General features: G+C 53.6%; 17 protein-coding genes. 11 read left to right on the top strand and 6 right to left on the bottom strand.

All coding sequences use genetic code 11. From position 1 onward, the window contains the following. Position 1: 1 nt before the first annotated feature. From accB to fis, 8 genes are all read left to right on the top strand, one after another. Positions 2-466 carry an acetyl-CoA carboxylase biotin carboxyl carrier protein gene (gene accB / locus ACGS9J_RS07895; protein WP_442230406.1) on the top strand — a complete coding sequence of 155 codons (465 nt, stop codon included), beginning with the start codon at positions 2-4 and terminating at the stop codon, positions 464-466. Positions 467-476: 10 nt separating this feature from the next. Beyond that, positions 477-1826, top strand: a complete 1350-nt coding sequence (accC, locus tag ACGS9J_RS07890) for an acetyl-CoA carboxylase biotin carboxylase subunit (RefSeq protein WP_442230405.1) — start codon at positions 477-479, stop codon at positions 1824-1826. A gap of 154 nt (positions 1827-1980) precedes the next feature. After that, positions 1981-2223 carry a YhdT family protein gene (locus ACGS9J_RS07885; protein ID WP_442230404.1) on the top strand — a complete coding sequence of 81 codons (243 nt, stop codon included), beginning with the start codon at positions 1981-1983 and terminating at the stop codon, positions 2221-2223. Beyond that, the gene (gene panF, locus ACGS9J_RS07880) at positions 2213-3658 is read left to right on the top strand and encodes a sodium/pantothenate symporter (protein WP_442230403.1); all 1446 of its coding nucleotides are present in this window, start codon (positions 2213-2215) and stop codon (positions 3656-3658) included. The genes ACGS9J_RS07885 and panF overlap by 11 nt, the downstream gene beginning before the upstream one ends. A gap of 11 nt (positions 3659-3669) precedes the next feature. Beyond that, positions 3670-4551: a 50S ribosomal protein L11 methyltransferase gene (prmA, locus tag ACGS9J_RS07875; protein WP_442230402.1), complete on the top strand. Its 882-nt coding sequence runs from the start codon at positions 3670-3672 to the stop codon at positions 4549-4551. Between the two features lie 182 nt (positions 4552-4733). Then, on the top strand, positions 4734-5468 hold the full coding sequence (locus tag ACGS9J_RS07870) for a carbonic anhydrase (protein ID WP_442230401.1): 735 nt from the start codon (positions 4734-4736) through the stop codon (positions 5466-5468). A gap of 384 nt (positions 5469-5852) precedes the next feature. Further along, positions 5853-6818, top strand: coding sequence for a tRNA dihydrouridine synthase DusB (gene dusB, locus ACGS9J_RS07865; protein ID WP_399672697.1), 966 nt, complete (start codon positions 5853-5855; stop codon positions 6816-6818). Between the two features lie 21 nt (positions 6819-6839). Then, positions 6840-7136: a DNA-binding transcriptional regulator Fis gene (fis, locus tag ACGS9J_RS07860; protein WP_000462905.1), complete on the top strand. Its 297-nt coding sequence runs from the start codon at positions 6840-6842 to the stop codon at positions 7134-7136. Between the two features lie 132 nt (positions 7137-7268). Here the strand turns inward: fis and ACGS9J_RS07855 are convergent, their stop codons facing one another. From ACGS9J_RS07855 to ACGS9J_RS07840, 4 genes are all read right to left on the bottom strand, one after another. After that, a complete protein-coding gene (locus ACGS9J_RS07855) occupies positions 7269-8666 on the bottom strand; it encodes an APC family permease (protein ID WP_442230400.1) in 1398 nt (465 codons plus the stop codon). 191 nt (positions 8667-8857) lie between these two features. After that, on the bottom strand, positions 8858-10204 hold the full coding sequence (locus ACGS9J_RS07850; RefSeq protein ID WP_442230399.1) for a glutamate decarboxylase: 1347 nt from the start codon (positions 10202-10204) through the stop codon (positions 8858-8860). 166 nt (positions 10205-10370) lie between these two features. Next, complete coding sequence (gene gltX, locus ACGS9J_RS07845) at positions 10371-11771, bottom strand: glutamate--tRNA ligase (RefSeq protein WP_442230398.1); 1401 nt, start codon at positions 11769-11771, stop codon at positions 10371-10373. A gap of 171 nt (positions 11772-11942) precedes the next feature. Further along, positions 11943-12434: a transcription termination/antitermination NusG family protein gene (locus tag ACGS9J_RS07840; RefSeq protein ID WP_442230397.1), complete on the bottom strand. Its 492-nt coding sequence runs from the start codon at positions 12432-12434 to the stop codon at positions 11943-11945. Between the two features lie 207 nt (positions 12435-12641). On the opposite strand from ACGS9J_RS07840, the gene ACGS9J_RS07835 reads away from it, so the two are divergent. The 3 genes from ACGS9J_RS07835 to ACGS9J_RS07825 all read left to right on the top strand — a co-directional run bounded on the left by ACGS9J_RS07835 (position 12642) and on the right by ACGS9J_RS07825 (position 15134). Then, the gene (locus tag ACGS9J_RS07835; protein ID WP_442230396.1) at positions 12642-12815 is read left to right on the top strand and encodes a hypothetical protein; all 174 of its coding nucleotides are present in this window, start codon (positions 12642-12644) and stop codon (positions 12813-12815) included. Positions 12816-13392: 577 nt separating this feature from the next. After that, entirely contained in the window at positions 13393-14313 is a 921-nt protein-coding gene (gene lpxP, locus ACGS9J_RS07830) for a kdo(2)-lipid IV(A) palmitoleoyltransferase (protein ID WP_442230395.1), read from the top strand. A gap of 122 nt (positions 14314-14435) precedes the next feature. Further along, positions 14436-15134, top strand: a complete 699-nt coding sequence (locus ACGS9J_RS07825) for a CTP synthase C-terminal region-related (seleno)protein (RefSeq protein WP_442230394.1) — start codon at positions 14436-14438, stop codon at positions 15132-15134. 68 nt (positions 15135-15202) lie between these two features. On the opposite strand, the gene ACGS9J_RS07820 is transcribed toward ACGS9J_RS07825, so the two are convergent. Together ACGS9J_RS07820 and ACGS9J_RS07815 are read right to left on the bottom strand one after the other, a co-directional pair. Beyond that, positions 15203-15892 (bottom strand): LrgB family protein, encoded by a 690-nt coding sequence (locus tag ACGS9J_RS07820; protein WP_442230393.1) that lies wholly within the window; start codon positions 15890-15892, stop codon positions 15203-15205. Further along, positions 15885-16307, bottom strand: a complete 423-nt coding sequence (locus ACGS9J_RS07815) for a CidA/LrgA family protein (RefSeq protein ID WP_442230392.1) — start codon at positions 16305-16307, stop codon at positions 15885-15887. The genes ACGS9J_RS07820 and ACGS9J_RS07815 overlap by 8 nt, the downstream gene beginning before the upstream one ends. Position 16308: the final 1 nt, after the last annotated feature.

The raw sequence follows: 16308 nt of genomic DNA, 5'->3' as shown, positions 1-16308 counted from the left end.
CATGGATATTCGTAAAATCAAGAAACTGATCGAACTGGTTGAAGAATCAGGTATTTCTGAACTGGAAATTTCTGAAGGCGAAGAGTCAGTTCGCATCAGCCGCGCCGCTCCGGCGCAGGCTTACCCAATGATGCCTCAGGCATACGCAATGCCGGCACAGCCGCAGCCAGCACTGGCTACCGCCGTGGCCAGCGCGCCAGCCGAAACGCCTGCAGCACCAGCGGCCATGAGTGGCCACACCGTCCGTTCCCCAATGGTCGGCACTTTCTACCGCACGCCAAGCCCGGATGCGAAAGCCTTCATCGAAGTCGGCCAGAAAGTGAACGCCGGCGACACTCTGTGCATCGTTGAAGCAATGAAAATGATGAACCAGATCGAAGCGGATAAATCCGGCGTGGTGAAAGCCATTCTGGTAGAGAACGGCCAACCGGTAGAATTTGACGAGCCACTGGTCGTCATCGAATAACGAGGCGAACATGCTTGATAAAATTGTTATCGCCAACCGTGGCGAGATCGCGCTTCGTATCCTGCGTGCTTGTAAAGAGCTGGGCATCAAAACCGTTGCCGTGCACTCGACAGCCGATCGCGATCTGAAACACGTACTGCTGGCTGACGAGACCGTGTGTATCGGTCCTGCGCCATCGGTAAAAAGCTACCTGAATATCCCGGCTATCATCTCTGCGGCGGAAATCACCGGCGCAGTGGCGATCCACCCGGGCTATGGCTTCTTGTCTGAAAACGCAGATTTCGCCGAGCAGATCGAACGCTCCGGCTTTATCTTCATTGGCCCGAAAGCCGAAACCATTCGCCTGATGGGCGACAAGGTTTCTGCCATCAACGCCATGAAGAAAGCCGGCGTGCCTTGCGTACCTGGCTCCGATGGCCCGCTGACCGACGACATGGATAAAAACCGTGCCTTCGCCAAGCGCATCGGTTACCCGGTCATCATCAAGGCGTCCGGCGGCGGCGGCGGTCGTGGCATGCGCGTTGTGCGCAGCGACAAAGACCTCGAGCAATCCATTTCCATGACCAAAGCGGAAGCCAAAGCGGCTTTCAACAATGACATGGTTTACATGGAAAAATACCTGGAAAACCCACGCCATATCGAAATTCAGGTCTTGGCGGACGGTCAGGGTAACGCTATCTATCTGGCCGAACGCGACTGCTCCATGCAGCGTCGTCACCAGAAAGTGGTTGAAGAGGCTCCGGCACCGGGCATCACCAGCGAAATGCGCCGTTACATCGGCGAGCGCTGCTCGAAAGCCTGTGTGGAAATCGGTTACCGCGGCGCGGGGACTTTCGAGTTCCTGTATGAAAACGGCGAGTTCTATTTCATCGAAATGAACACCCGTATTCAGGTAGAGCACCCGGTTACCGAAATGATCACCGGCGTGGATCTGATCAAAGAGCAGCTGCGTATCGCTGCCGGTCAGCCGCTGTCGATCAAACAGGACGAAGTGAAGGTTCACGGCCACGCGGTAGAATGCCGTATCAACGCCGAAGACCCGAACACCTTCCTGCCAAGCCCGGGCAAGATCACCCGTTTCCATGCGCCAGGCGGTTTCGGCGTGCGTTGGGAATCTCATATTTACGCCGGTTATACTGTACCGCCGTACTATGATTCCATGATCGGCAAACTGATCACCTACGGTGAAAACCGTGACGTGGCGATTGCCCGCATGAAGAACGCCCTGGCTGAGCTGATCATCGATGGCATCAAAACCAACGTTGAACTGCAGCAGCGGATCATGAGCGACGAAAACTTCCAGCACGGTGGCACCAACATCCACTATCTGGAGAAGAAGCTCGGTCTGCAGGAAACCTAAGGCTGGCTATGCGCATCGCCTGACAGAAGGCCGGTTAATCACCGGCCTTTTTCTTTTTTACCTTGGGCGAGGTAACGGCTTGGCAAAATCCGGTCTTGCCGTAGAATTCCCTACCTTTGGCAAATCCATAGCCGTATATCTATTGGAGAAACGGATGGAAACTCGCTTTATTCAAGCTCACCGCGAGGCACGCTGGGCGCTGGGCCTGACGCTGCTTTATCTGCTGGCCTGGTCGCTGGCCGCCTATCTGCCGGACAGCGAATCCGGCATTACCGGCCTGCCGCATTGGTTCGAAATGGCCTGCCTGTTGGTACCGCTGCTGTTCACTGGCCTGTGCTGGCTGATGGTGCGCGGCGTATTCCGCGACATTTCGCTGGAGGACGGCGATGCAAACTGAAGTCATTCTGCCGCTGGTCGCCTATCTGGTGCTGGTGTTTGGGCTGTCGGTTTACGCTTACAGCCGACGCCAGAGCGGCAACTTCCTCAGCGAATACTTCCTGGGCAACCGATCGATGGGCGGCTTCGTGCTGGCCATGACCTTGACCGCCACCTATATCAGCGCCAGTTCGTTCATCGGTGGCCCCGGCGCCGCCTATAAATACGGCCTTGGCTGGGTATTGTTGGCGATGATCCAACTGCCGGCAGTTTGGCTTTCGCTCGGCGTGCTGGGCAAGAAGTTTGCCATTCTGGCGCGCCGCTACAACGCCATCACCCTGAACGACATGCTGTACGGCCGCTATCAAAGCCGTCTGTTGGTCTGGCTGGCCAGCCTCAGCCTGCTGGTGGCGTTCCTGGGCGCCATGACGGTGCAATTTATCGGTGGTGCACGCCTGCTGGAAACCGCCGCCGGCATTCCTTATGACACCGGGTTGCTGATCTTCGGCATCAGCATCGCGCTGTATACCGCTTTTGGTGGCTTCCGCGCCAGCGTGCTGAATGACGCGATGCAGGGGCTGGTGATGCTGGTCGGTACCGTGCTGCTGCTGGTTGCGGTGATCCACGCCGCGGGAGGCCTGCACAGCGCCGTAGATAAGCTGCAACAGATTGATCCCGCGCTGGTGTCACCGCAGGGAGGCGAACAGATCCTCAGCCTGCCGTTTATGGCCTCGTTTTGGATCCTGGTGTGCTTCGGCGTCATTGGCCTGCCACACACGGCGGTGCGCTGCATCTCCTACAAAGACAGCAAAGCGGTACATCGCGGCATCATCCTCGGCACCATAGTGGTCGCCGTGCTGATGTTTGGCATGCATTTGGCCGGCGCGCTGGGCCGCGCGGTGTTGCCGGATTTGAAGATCCCCGATCAGGTGATCCCGACGCTGATGATCACCGTGCTGCCGCCTTATGCCGCCGGTATCTTCCTGGCTGCGCCGATGGCGGCGATCATGTCGACCATTAACGCGCAACTGCTGCAATCTTCCGCCACTATCATTAAAGATCTCTACCTGGGCGTGCGCCCACAGCAGATGCAGAACGAACGCCTGATCAAACGCTTCTCCAGCCTGACCACGCTGATCCTGGGCTTGCTGGTGCTGTTGGCGGCCTGGCGACCGCCGGAAATGATCATCTGGCTGAACCTGCTGGCATTTGGTGGCCTGGAAGCGGTATTCCTCTGGCCGCTGGTGCTGGGCCTGTACTGGGAACGTGCCAACGCGCAGGGAGCACTTAGCTCAATGGTGACGGGTGCGGTATGCTATACGCTATTGGCCGGCTTCAACCTGCAGTTGGCGGGATTGCATCCTATCGTGCCTTCGCTGCTGCTTGGCCTGCTGGCGTTTTATATCGGTAACGTCATCGGCGAAAAACGCCGGGTGGCGTCATCATTACCCTCTTAAAGAGAATTGTTATGCCTTGGATCCAACTAAAACTGAACACCACCGGCAGCCAGGCGGAAGACCTGAGCGACGCGCTGGTTGAAAGCGGCGCGGTATCAGTCACCTTCCAGGACACCCACGACAATCCGGTGTTCGAACCGCTGCCAGGCGAAACCCTGCTGTGGGGCGATACTGATGTGATCGGGCTGTACGACGCCGAAACCGACATGGCCGACGTGGTCGCCATGCTGGAGCAGCACCCGCTGCTGGGCGCCGGCTTCCGTCATAAAATCGAACAGCTGGAAGACAAGGACTGGGAGCGCGAGTGGATGGACAACTTCCACCCGATGCGCTTCGGCGAACGTCTGTGGATCTGCCCAAGCTGGCGCGACGTGCCCGATCCGAACGCGGTCAACGTGATGCTGGATCCGGGCCTGGCGTTTGGCACCGGCACCCATCCGACTACCGCGCTGTGCCTGCAGTGGCTGGACGGCCTCGATCTGGCCGGTAAAACCATTATCGACTTCGGCTGCGGTTCCGGCATCCTGGCCATTGCCGCGCTGAAGCTCGGTGCAGCGCGCGCTATCGGCATCGATATCGATCCCCAGGCCATTCAGGCCAGTCGCGACAACGCGCAGCGTAACGGCGTTTCAGAGCGTCTGGAGCTGTATCTGCCAAAAGACCAGCCGGCCGATCTGCTGGCCGACGTGGTCGTCGCCAATATCCTGGCCGGCCCATTGCGTGAGCTGGCGCCGCTGATCGGCTGTCTGCCCAAGTCCGGCGGTTATCTGGGCCTGTCAGGCGTGCTGGCCACTCAGGCGGCAAGCGTGGCGCAAGCCTATGAAGAGAAATTCACGCTGGATCCGGTCGCAGAGCGCGAAGAGTGGTGCCGCATCACCGGTCAACGCAAGTAACGCCATTACTGCCCGACAAAAACCACCGATAACTTAACCCGTTACGGTGGTTTTTTTTATTCCAAGACTTCGCTGATGTTTCCCGACAAAACGCGGGTGTATTCTTCTGCAGATGTAGTGACAGCCGGTTTTTATCTGCCGGCTGCCAGAGAATATTACCGTTTTTTAAATAAGGCTTGGCAATGAAAGGAAAATTGTTACTCGGTGCTTTACTGCTCTACAGCGTTTCTGTTAACGCCGCTGAGCACGCTCATTGGGGCTATGAAGGGCAGGAAGATCCTGCACATTGGGGCAAACTTTCCCCGGATTTTTCGCTTTGCGAAACCGGTAAAAATCAGTCGCCAGTCAATATTAAAGGGGTCCTGAAAACCGAGCACGGCAAACTGCAACTCGCTTTCCAACCGGGCAAGCAACAGATCGTCAATAACGGCCATACCGTGCAGCTAAACGTCAGTGGCGGCAATACGTTAGTGCTGGATAACGATACCTTCACACTGCAGCAATTCCACTTCCACGCCCCCAGCGAAAACGAAATTGACGGCAAGCAGTACCCCATGGAGGCACACTTTGTCTATAAAGACCAAGACGGTGAACTGGCAGTACTGGCATTGATGTTCCAGCAAGGCAAAACCAACTCGCAGCTGGTACAGGCATGGCGGCAAATGCCGACCACCGTCGATCAAACCGCCGTACTGGCCACACCGCTGGATATCAAAGCGCTGTTACCCGAGCATTTTAACTACTATCGGTTCAGCGGCTCGTTGACCACGCCCCCTTGTTCCGAAGGTGTAAGCTGGTTGGTGCTGGATAAGCCCGTCAGCGCATCAGCTGAGCAGATAGCCCAATTCCGCGCCGTAATTCACCATACAAACAATCGCCCGCTGCAGCCGCTGAATGGCCGGGTCATCGTCGACTAAGGCTATAGGAGCAACACTTACCGCCGGCTTGATACCGGCGGTGAACAAGTCGATCCCCCCAAAACCTCCACCACGCGATTTCAGCGTAATTCTGCCCATTCTCAACGCAATACCCTGACAAATGCCCTAAATTACTGCCGTTATCTGGCTGAATCGAGACTCATTACAGATAAAATTCTGTTGTGTTGGGAATATTTTATAGCGCACTAATTGACCAAGAATACTCAACCCATTGTTAAATATATATAATATTTTTATGAATCCTGGCAAACCGCATTTTGATTGCCGAATAGCGGCTAATTGGTCAAAGTTTGGCCTTTCATCTGAACGCAAAAATGCGTAATATACGCGCCCTTGCGGACACAGTATGGTTACTCTTTGTCTATGCGCATTGGACACCACCAGCTTACAAATTGCCTGATTGCGGCCCCGATGGCCGGCATTACAGATCGCCCATTTAGGACCCTATGTCATGCAATGGGTGCTGGGATGGCTGTATCCGAAATGCTCTCCTCCAATCCGGAGGTGTGGCGGACGGATAAGTCGCGTCTGCGTATGGTCCATAGCGATGAACCAGGGATCCGTTCCGTGCAGATTGCCGGATGTGATCCGGATGATATGGCCGCCGCGGCGCGCATTAACGTGGCCAGCGGCGCACAGATCATCGACATCAATATGGGTTGCCCGGCCAAGAAAGTGAACCGGAAGCTTGCAGGGTCTGCATTGCTGCAGTACCCGGATCTGGTTAAACAGATCCTCCACGCGGTGGTTAACGCTGTGGATGTGCCGGTAACGCTTAAGATCCGCACCGGCTGGGCGCCAGAACACCGTAACTGTGTAGAGATTGCCCAACTGGCCGAAGACTGTGGTATACAAGCCCTGACTATTCATGGCCGAACCCGTGCCTGCCTGTTCAACGGCGACGCGGAATATGACAGCATTCGGGCAGTTAAGCAGAATGTTTCCATTCCGATTATCGCGAATGGCGACATTACTGACCCGCATAAAGCCAGAGCAGTGCTCGACTACACTGGGGCTGATGCCCTGATGATAGGCCGCGCTGCTCAGGGGAGACCCTGGATCTTCCGGGAAATCCAGCATTATCTGGACACTGGGGAACTGCTGCCCCCTCTGCCACTTGGCGAGGTTAAGCGTTTGTTGATAGGGCATATTCGGGAATTGCACGGCTTTTACGGCCAAGGCAAGGGATTCCGGATTGCTCGTAAGCACGTATCCTGGTATCTCCAGGAGCACGCCCCGAATGACCAGTTTCGGCGCACATTCAACGCCATAGAGGATGCCAGCGAACAGCTGGAGGCGTTGGAGGCATATTTCGAAAATCTTGCGTAACAAAAAAGAGCTGACAGAACTATGTTCGAACAACGCGTAAATTCTGACGTACTGACCGTTTCAACCGTGAACTCACAGGACCAAGTGACTCAAAAGCCTCTGCGTGACTCGGTTAAACAAGCACTGAAGAACTATTTTGCTCAACTGAACGGTCAAGACGTTAACGATCTGTATGAGCTGGTATTGGCTGAAGTTGAACAGCCACTGTTGGACATGGTGATGCAATACACCCGTGGCAACCAGACCCGTGCAGCCCTGATGATGGGCATCAACCGCGGTACGCTGCGTAAGAAATTGAAAAAATACGGCATGAACTGATACTAGTCAGTTGGCATGTTGAAAAGGCGCAACCTCGCAAGAGGCGGCGCCTTTTTCTTGTTTGCCGTGCCAACAGAACGTAAAAAAGGCGCTTCCCCCTGCGGGCAGCGCCTTTCTGTTTATTAAGCCTTGTTAAGCCGCGTGATGATGACCGTGGTGGTGGCCGTCATCTCCCGACTCATCCATCCGTTTCGCTCGCGGTAGCGCGTACAAGAAGTACACCAGCAGGGAAATCACTATCAGCCCAAGCGTAATCAACAGTACGGTTGGCGGGGTGCATGATCCGAGATAGAGGCAAACCAATACGCAAATAGGCACCAATACCTGGAACCACGGCATACGGTAAGTCCCTTGCATCTTTTTCTTGCGCACCACAAAGATACCGACAATCACCGCCAGATACTGCAGCAGACGGCAAACCGTTGCCACCTCCACCAGTAGCACAAAGGACTCTTTCGACATGGCATTCGCCAGGACGATAAAGATGATGGTCACCACCAGCATCGCAATGATCGACTTGGCCGGTACGCCGCGTTTGTTGTTGGCCCCGGCTGACTCCGGCAGGAAGCCATCCACCGCCAGCGGCACCAGATTACGCGGCCCGGCAAAGCACATGGCCAGACCGATGCCAAACAGGGCAACCACCGAGCCCAAGGACATGATCGCACGAGCGCCGTTGCCCAGAACCATCCCCACGCTGTCCGCCACAGAGTTATCGGAAAACGCCAGATGCTCGCCGCCCATAGACCCAATAACGGAAGCAAACAGCAGGAAATACAGCGCGGTGACCGACAACAGCACCAGAATGATCGCCCGTGGAATGTCGCGGGTAGGGTTTTCCATATCTTGCGAGGCAACGCCGATATTTTCGAAACCCACCATCGCATAAAACAACAGCAGGAAGCCGCCTGAAAACTCCGCCGAGGTCAAATGACCAAACGCGGGGACTTCAACCCCGGTCGACTGCGCCACCAACCCTGGTACATCGGTAAAGTTAGCCAGATCGAAGTGGCTGAAAGAAACCAGGATACAGCTGATTAACGCCGCCAATACCAGCCAACTGCTCACACGGGTAAACACCGACATCACTTTTACCGAGATCAAGTTGATACCGCAGAGCACACAGGCAAAAGCGATACTGATCATCGCCGAGTGGGCTGGAGCCAAATGGATACCTAACGCAGTCGTTATGATCCCTGGCAATGCAGCCACTTGCACCGCCAATGCTACGCAGGCGGCAAGAAAACGCATAAAGCCAATGTTAAACCCCAGGAAGGGGCCAAAAGTGGCGCTAACGTAAACGTAAACCCCACCGGTTTTAGTAAAAATGCCGGCCATTTCAGCAAAAGCCAACGCCATGATCAGAGCCAGGACGGCGCAGACCACCAGTACCGGAAACAGGTTCATCCCCAGTTCAGAATAAGCTTTGCCGGGGGTGATGAAGATCCCTGCCCCCAGCAGGCAGTTAATGCCGAACAGGACTATCGTCCCGAACTTCATTTTGCCCGAGGTCGTTGTTTGACTGCTCATTAGTCACCTTTTCGCGACAAAGCACCCAGGCACCGCTAAAGGGTGCATAGGCGCTCAGTAAGAAGGTCTGTCAAACCAAAGACGGGAGTCGCTCAGAGGGGCAGGAACATGGCCTGCTTACACGCTGAGCACTGACGTCAGTTTGTTTGACGTCCCCTTTGGGATACGGCGTGAATGCCGTCAGGAGGCGCTCAGCAGAGCACGGACTCGTGAGTGATGGCGTTGGCCTTCAACATGTCCACAATGTTGCGGATATCCTGCGCCAGCAGGTTCATCAGCGTGGTGCTGACGCCATAGCGGATCAGAACGCGCATAATGATGGTGTTTTGACGGTTGTTGGGCAGCGGGTATGCCGCCGTTTGCCAACCGCGCTGTTTCACCTGATTTTGCAGGTCATACAAAGTGAAGCCTTTGACATCGTCTTTTAGAGTAAAGACCACGCCCGGCAAACCGCCCTCGCTGCTGTACAGCATGTCAAACTCAGGGAAGTCGGCCAATTTATGCGCCAGGAATTTACCGGTATCCACGCAGGTTTGCTGGATCTCGGAGTAGCCTTCTTTCCCCAGGCGCAGCAGTTGGTAGTACTGCGCAATCACAGAACCGCCAGGACGACTGAAGTTGAGGGCGAAAGTCGCCATGTTGCCGCCGAGATAGTTAACGTAGAACACCAGATCGTCCGGCAAATCTTGTTTTTCACGCCAGACCACCCAACCCAGACCCAGCGGGGCCAGGCCGTATTTATGGCCGGAAGAGTTGATGGATTTCACGCGCGGCAGGCGGAAGTCCCAAACGATGTGGCTTTGCTCTTCGACGAAAGGCGCAATAAAGCTGCCGGATGCCGCATCGACGTGGATCGGAATATCCAGGCCACGCTCTTTCTGTAGCTTGTCCAGCGCATTGGACAGGCCAAGCACGTCTTCGTACACCAGCGTAAAGGTCGTACCGAAGGTAGGAACCGCACCGATGGTATTTTCATCGATGTAATTAACCATGTCGTCGGGGTGGGCGCACAGGGCGCCTTCGCGGATGGGCACCTCGCGGTGCTCGATCTCAAAATAGGTACAGAATTTTTTCCAGCAAATTTGTACCGGGCCAGTGACCAGGTTTGGCTTGGAAGTGTCCAGCCCTTTCGCCTTGCGTTTTTGCTGCCAGTTGCGTTTCAACGCCAAACCACCCAGCATTGCCGCTTCGCTGGACCCCACGCAGGAAGTACCAATTGAATTATTCACGTCTGGCGCATGCCACAACCCTGCCAGCATTTTTGTACAGCACACTTCAATTTTTGCCGTTTCTGGGTACAACTCTTTATCAATCAGGTTTTTTACCGATCCCAGCTTCATCAGTTCGTCGACTTCAGGTTCTGACCAGGTGGTGCAGAAAGTCGCCAAATTCTGTTTTTCATTGCCGTCTAGCATTAAACGATCTTTAATCAAATTCAAAACAGAACTCGGGCAGCTGGATGATTCTGGGATCTTCCCCTCAGATAAAGTGTGTTGAGCCACCTCAGTGGAATAGATAGGCATATATTGATTAGTCATAATAAATCACCTCTTTTTATTTGATGTGTTTTCATGAAAGTTGCCGTGGATACCGCTAATAATTACGCTTAGACGTACCTCCTTCAGGAATTAATATTGGTTGTCACCCAGCCTAATATATCCCGACCATCGTGATTAATCTTACGATGGTCGGCCCTGTTACCTATTATTTATCCGACATTTTCGCTATGACTCTTTGCAACCGTGTCAGCGTCTTTTCTTTTCCCAACACAGCCAAACAGTCATTTAACGATGGCGTATCTTTTGCCCCAAGAATAAATAACCGCAATGGCATATTGATGTCTTTTAACGACGTACCGTATTCTTTGGAAATATCGCCAATCACCTGGTTAATCTCGGCACTTTGCCAGTCGTCTATCGTGGAGAAACGCTGATAGATTTCACAGAAAACCGTTGGGTGCGCCGAGGCAAGCAACTGCTCGTAAGTTTCCTGGTTGTTACACTGATATTCACCGTAATAACTACGGCAGGCTTCTGCCATTTCCTTCATGGTTCTGGCTCGCGTTTTTAACAGCGCGACAACCCGATCCAGCGGTGGGCCATCTTCCGTATGAATAGCCAGTCGTTCGAGTTGCCACTGCAGATCGGGCAATAAACGTTCAACCGTTGCTGCGGCAATATAATGTTTATTGAGCCACAGTAATTTTTCCGTATTAAATGCGCTGGGTGAGTTGCTAACGCTGTTCATATCGAACAGGGTAATCATCTCTTCCAATGAGAAAATTTCCTTATCCTGATATCCCCAGCCCAAACGCACCAAATAGTTGCGTAATGCCTCAGGTAAAAAACCTTCCTCTTGATATTGCATCACGTTGGCCGCCCCGTGGCGCTTGGAGAGTTTTTTACCGTCATCCCCGAGTATTGGCGAAACATGAGCAAATACTGGCAGCTCCAGCCCCAACGCCCGGTAAACATAAATTTGCTTCGGTGTATTATTGATATGTTCTTCGGCGCGGATGATATGCGTCATCCGCATGTCGATATCATCGACCACGACACAAAAATTATAAGTCGGCCAACCGTCGGTACGGCGAATAATGAAATCGTCAAACTCACTGTTGTTGAATTCAATACGACCGCGGATCATATCGTCCCAGGCCACAACACCCTGCTGTGGGCTTTTCAAACGCACCACATGGGGCTGACTGGGATCATGCCCCAGGTGATGCAGGCAGTGACGATCGTAAATAAAGTTCTCTTTGTTCTTTTCCTGCTGGGCCTTTAGCGCATTCAACCGTTCTTCACTGCAATAGCAACGGTAGGCCTGCCCAGACGCCAACAGCTGATCGACCACCTCGTTGTAGCGCTCCAGGCGCTTGGTCTGGTAGAACGGCCCTTCGTCCCAATACATGCCCAGCCACTTCATCGAGTCCAGGATAGCGTCAACCGCCCCCTCTTTTTCCCGCTCAACGTCGGTGTCTTCAATACGCAGGATAAACTTGCCGTGATTATGGCGCGCGTAGAGCCAGGAATAGAGAGCCGTCCTTGCGCCGCCAACGTGTAAAAAACCCGTTGGGCTCGGCGCAAACCTTGTTCTTACGCTCATTAGAGAACTCCTTATTATTAAATGAAATCCCTAAATAATGAGTATTGCATCAAGGCGGTAAGCGAAAGTAACCAACAGCGAGGCAATTTCAAGTATGCCGGGATTAAAACAGCGCCAGAGATAGCACCTGCCAATATCAGGTGACATTTCAAGCCATGCCCATTAAATTCATTATCCGTTTGCCAATAAGGCCGCTGGATGTTGGACTGAATAAGAGAGATATTGCAACAAGGTTTGCACCCTCATTTCCGGACTTTCCAACCTGATGACTTTTTCTATTTCCTTTAACATGCCAGGGGAAAGGTTTTTACACTCTATATAGCTTAACTTCTCATCTTTATTCTCCAGCCTGAAAGACAGACATCTGATGGCATCAATAATATTTTGATGGACAATACAAATATCCCTTCCCAGACGAACGAAGCCCTGCACGCTACTTTGCTTGGCAATTAAAGTGGTGTGCGTAACCTCTGGTGAAAATCGCACGAATAAATAACCTGGAAATAACGGCGTAGTGTGGGTTCTAAAAGAGTTTTTCCGGTCGGCACGTAATGTTAACCGGGTTTTCATTGGCATATAACATTCAACGCCAATTCGTTTTACTTCCTCAATAACCTTCGCATGTAATCTGGAACGATAGCAAATGAGATACCATGAGTACATTTCTGCCCCTTATTCATTTCATTGCTTGTGATGGAAAATAAATTAATATCCAATCCAGCGATGGCAAATAGCGCCCCGCAGCCATTGCTCATAGGAACAAAGCTTAATTGACACATTAGTTTTTTATTTAACAGACGGCTGTTTTCGCCAGGAAACCATCCCCTGGCGTGATTAGACACTTGGATAAGATATTTATCGAGATTGGGTATGAGTCAGAGTAAGAGTCGGCGTTTTACCAATGCAGTAGCAGTGAGCGATCCCACTGAATTTTTTGAAATGTTAATTTTAACCACTGGTACTACGGCAAAAACGATATTCCGTATTGCGATAAAAAGCCAGTACAAGAATTCACAAGCCGCAATTTTACTGGATGAGAATTAAAAATGAACATTAAAGAAAAATAAAATGTATCACGCGGTATCAAAATATTTCACCATGATAGCCACTAACGATAAAAACCATGAAAAAACAATGCATTGAGATAACATAATCGATGAGGATCCACAGCACAAATCCCCCCTTCCGCTGGGTAAAAAAACCACAATCGCATAATCCATATAAATGAACTCCGCCATGACATAAAGCAAACTTGGCCTTCATAACCTACCGTATTCCCTCATATTAAGATGCAGTTTTTCCCGGCTTTTTTCCGCATCTTTTGCACAAAAACGCTTACGCAAAATTCATCGTTTCCTCTCCCACGGGAATCGGAATATTCGGATCCTCCCCCAGATGTTGTGTGGTAAACTGATCAGTCTTGGACCGCCTTCGCTGGCCTACAGCCCTCCTTCCGAAGCCTGATAGCAGCGCGAACCGCCCTTCGAGTGTAAAGATTTGGTCAATTATGGAATTTGGCTAAACCATAGTGGTATTTGGGTGTCTGAGTGGTTGTATCGCAATTGAGTGGATCCTTATGCGTTACAGGTTGCTGCCCCTCTTAATGCATAAACGAGTTCATATGAAGCGTCCGCAAAAATTCAAACCGGCCCTGCTGCACCCGCGCTATTGGTTTACCTGGTTCGGCCTGGCCTGCTTATTCTTACTGGTTCAACTCCCCTATCCGGTGCTGCACAAGCTCGGCGTGTGGATGGGCCGCACCTCGATGCGTTTCCTGAAACGCCGCGTTTCCATCACCCGCCGTAACCTGGAACTGTGTTTCCCGGATATGGACGAAGCTCAGCGCGAGCGTAAAGTGATAGGCAACTTCGAATCCCTCGGCATGGGCCTGCTGGAAACCGGTATGGCCTGGTTCTGGTCAGATAAACGCGTCAAGCGCTGGTTCAACGTCTCCGGCATCAATCACCTGAAAATGGCGCAGCAGAACCAACGCGGCGTGCTGGTCATTGGTGTGCACTTTATGTCGCTGGAACTGGGTGGCCGTGCCATGGGCCTGTGTCAGCCCATGATGGCGATGTACCGCCCGCACAACAATAAAGCGATGGAATGGGCGCAGACCAAGGGTCGCATGCGTTCCAACAAGGCCATGCTCGATCGCAAAGATCTACGCGGCATGGTTCATGCCCTCAAGCGCGGCGAAGCCGTGTGGTTCGCCCCGGATCAAGACTACGGCCCACGCGGTAGCGTATTCGCGCCACTGTTCGCCGTCGATCAGGCCGCCACCACCAGTGGGACCTTTATGCTGGCGCGCATGGCCAAACCGGCGCTGGTGCCCGTGGTTCTGATCCGTCGCGAGAAAGGCCGTGGCTATGACCTGTTGATCCAACCGGCGCTGGAAAATTACCCTATCGCCGATGAGATTGCCGCCGCGGCTTACATGAATAAAGTGGTGGAAAAAGAGATCATGCGGGCGCCAGAACAGTATATGTGGCTGCATCGTCGCTTCAAAACCCGGCCGGCCGGCGCCCCGTCGCTGTACTGAGCCAAAAACAACATTCATCAGCCCGGCCAATGCCGGGCTTTTTCGTGCGTCGGATTTAAAAAACTGCGGATTGGCGTTTATCTTTGCTGTAATCTCCTTTTTTACCCGCACAGGAAAAGGAAATGATGAAAGCTCAAGTCCGTATTGCTCTGGTCGGCGACTACCAACCCCAGGCCGTTTCTCACCAGGCCATCCCCATCGCTCTCCAGCTCACCGCCACACACCTTAACGTCGACATTCAATCCCACTGGCTGCCCACAGAAAGCATTACCGCGACTTCGGTACTGCAAGATTACGATGCAATCTGGGTGGTGCCTGGCAGCCCGTATAATCACGATGACGGCGCCTTTATGGCCATCCGCCATGCACGCGAGCAAAACATTCCCTTCCTGGGCTCTTGCGGCGGTTTTCAATACGCGATTGTGGAATACGCCCGTAACGTGATGGGCTGGCACGACGCCGGACATGCGGAAACCGACCAGGGTGGCCGGCTGGTGATCGCCCCGTTGAGCTGTTCGCTGGTTGAAAAAACCGGAGCCATTATTTTCCAGCCTAATACGCTGGCCGCCCGTGTCTACGGCAAGCTGGAAACGCACGAAGGCTATCACTGCAACTTCGGCGTTAATCCGGAGTTTGTTGCGGATCTCCAACGGCACCCGCTGATGATCAGCGGTCACGATAACGAAGGCGACGTGCGGTCGGTAGAGCTGCCAGGGCACCGTTTTTACGCCGCCACACTGTTCCAGTCCGAGCGTGCGGCACTGCGAAACGAGCTTTCTCCGCTGGTAGTGGAACTGATCAGGACCGCTGCAACGGCCTGATCGTCAGAGGTGAGTCAGAAGGAGGTCCATAGCGTTATGGCCCTCCTTCTGAGGCTATAACCGCAGGCTCACCACATCAGTTGTCCTATCAGCGGTGCGGCAATCACGGTAATAATCCCCGCCAACATCATCACCAGGCTGGAGACTACGCCTTCCTCTTGCCCCATTTCATAAGCTTTGGCGGTGCCGGCACCGTGCGACGATGCCCCCAGCCCGGCGCCTTTCGCCAGGCTGCTGCGCACCGCCAGCCGTAGAAACAGGATGTCCCCTACCGCCATACCGAACACCCCGGTGATCACCACGAACAGCGCCACCAGATCCGGCTGACCGCCCATCTGTTTGGCGGCCTCCAGTGCAAACGGCGTGGTGATGGATCGCACCGCCAGACTACGCTGCACTTCTTCCGGCAGCGTCAGCAACCGTGCCAACCACACAGAGCTGTAAACCGCCACCCACACCGCCGTCAACACCCCGGCGCTGAGCGACAACCAATGGCGGCGAATGATATGCAGATTCTCATACACCGGCACCGCGAAGGCGATGGTGGCCGGCCCCAGCAACCACAGCAACCAGTGCGTTTCACCGATGTAATCCTGATAGGAGGTATGGGTCACCACCAGCAGCAACACCAGGATCATCGGCGTCAGCACCAACGGCATCAGCAGTAAAGTACGGCGGCGTCGGTAAAGTTTTTTATTGGCGAAGTACAGCGCCAGGGTCGCCAGAAAGCAGAGGATACTCAGGATAAAATCATTCATCGCGCTGTTTACGCCGTTGCAGCCAGACTTCCAGTCGATAAACCCGATCGACCACCAATCCGGTCGCGCCCAACGTCAGCATGGTGCTGATCGCAATCACCAGGAAAATCTTCCACCCCTCCACCATCAGCAATTGGGCATAGTTCACCACCGCCACCACCGCCGGAACAAAGAACAGCAGCATCTCGGCCAGCAACCAGCGCGAACCGGCCTTGACCCAGTTCAGCGGCAAAATGCGCAGCAGGATCAGCGCCAACAACATCAGCATGCCGACAATGTTGGCAGGCAGCGGCAAATGGAACTGCTGCACCAGCCGATCGGCAATCAAAAACAACACCGCGTACAAGGCAACCTGGATCGGCACCTGCAGCCGGGTCAGCAAAGAGGGAGCAGCTTGGCGGAGCGCCAGTAACATG

It is taken from the genome of Serratia quinivorans, from assembly GCF_052113645.1.
GTDB classification, from domain to species: Bacteria; Pseudomonadota; Gammaproteobacteria; order Enterobacterales; family Enterobacteriaceae; genus Serratia; species Serratia quinivorans_B.
This window is presented reverse-complemented; position numbering and strand designations above follow the sequence as displayed.

What these genes read in the sequence shown, in the direction of transcription:
- ACGS9J_RS07820 (WP_442230393.1), bottom strand. Translation starts at nt 15,892, where the DNA reads ATGAATGATTTTATCCTGAGTATCCTCTGCTTTCTGGCGACCCTGGCG.
- prmA (WP_442230402.1), top strand. Translation starts at nt 3,670, where the DNA reads ATGCCTTGGATCCAACTAAAACTGAACACCACCGGCAGCCAGGCGGAA.
- lpxP (WP_442230395.1), top strand. Translation starts at nt 13,393, where the DNA reads ATGAAGCGTCCGCAAAAATTCAAACCGGCCCTGCTGCACCCGCGCTAT.
- ACGS9J_RS07825 (WP_442230394.1), top strand. Translation starts at nt 14,436, where the DNA reads ATGATGAAAGCTCAAGTCCGTATTGCTCTGGTCGGCGACTACCAACCC.
- ACGS9J_RS07815 (WP_442230392.1), bottom strand. Translation starts at nt 16,307, where the DNA reads ATGTTACTGGCGCTCCGCCAAGCTGCTCCCTCTTTGCTGACCCGGCTG.
- ACGS9J_RS07885 (WP_442230404.1), top strand. Translation starts at nt 1,981, where the DNA reads ATGGAAACTCGCTTTATTCAAGCTCACCGCGAGGCACGCTGGGCGCTG.
- accB (WP_442230406.1), top strand. Translation starts at nt 2, where the DNA reads ATGGATATTCGTAAAATCAAGAAACTGATCGAACTGGTTGAAGAATCA.
- ACGS9J_RS07835 (WP_442230396.1), top strand. Translation starts at nt 12,642, where the DNA reads ATGAGTCAGAGTAAGAGTCGGCGTTTTACCAATGCAGTAGCAGTGAGC.
- ACGS9J_RS07850 (WP_442230399.1), bottom strand. Translation starts at nt 10,204, where the DNA reads ATGACTAATCAATATATGCCTATCTATTCCACTGAGGTGGCTCAACAC.
- dusB (WP_399672697.1), top strand. Translation starts at nt 5,853, where the DNA reads ATGCGCATTGGACACCACCAGCTTACAAATTGCCTGATTGCGGCCCCG.
- panF (WP_442230403.1), top strand. Translation starts at nt 2,213, where the DNA reads ATGCAAACTGAAGTCATTCTGCCGCTGGTCGCCTATCTGGTGCTGGTG.
- ACGS9J_RS07840 (WP_442230397.1), bottom strand. Translation starts at nt 12,434, where the DNA reads ATGTACTCATGGTATCTCATTTGCTATCGTTCCAGATTACATGCGAAG.
- ACGS9J_RS07855 (WP_442230400.1), bottom strand. Translation starts at nt 8,666, where the DNA reads ATGAGCAGTCAAACAACGACCTCGGGCAAAATGAAGTTCGGGACGATA.
- accC (WP_442230405.1), top strand. Translation starts at nt 477, where the DNA reads ATGCTTGATAAAATTGTTATCGCCAACCGTGGCGAGATCGCGCTTCGT.
- ACGS9J_RS07870 (WP_442230401.1), top strand. Translation starts at nt 4,734, where the DNA reads ATGAAAGGAAAATTGTTACTCGGTGCTTTACTGCTCTACAGCGTTTCT.
- gltX (WP_442230398.1), bottom strand. Translation starts at nt 11,771, where the DNA reads ATGAGCGTAAGAACAAGGTTTGCGCCGAGCCCAACGGGTTTTTTACAC.
- fis (WP_000462905.1), top strand. Translation starts at nt 6,840, where the DNA reads ATGTTCGAACAACGCGTAAATTCTGACGTACTGACCGTTTCAACCGTG.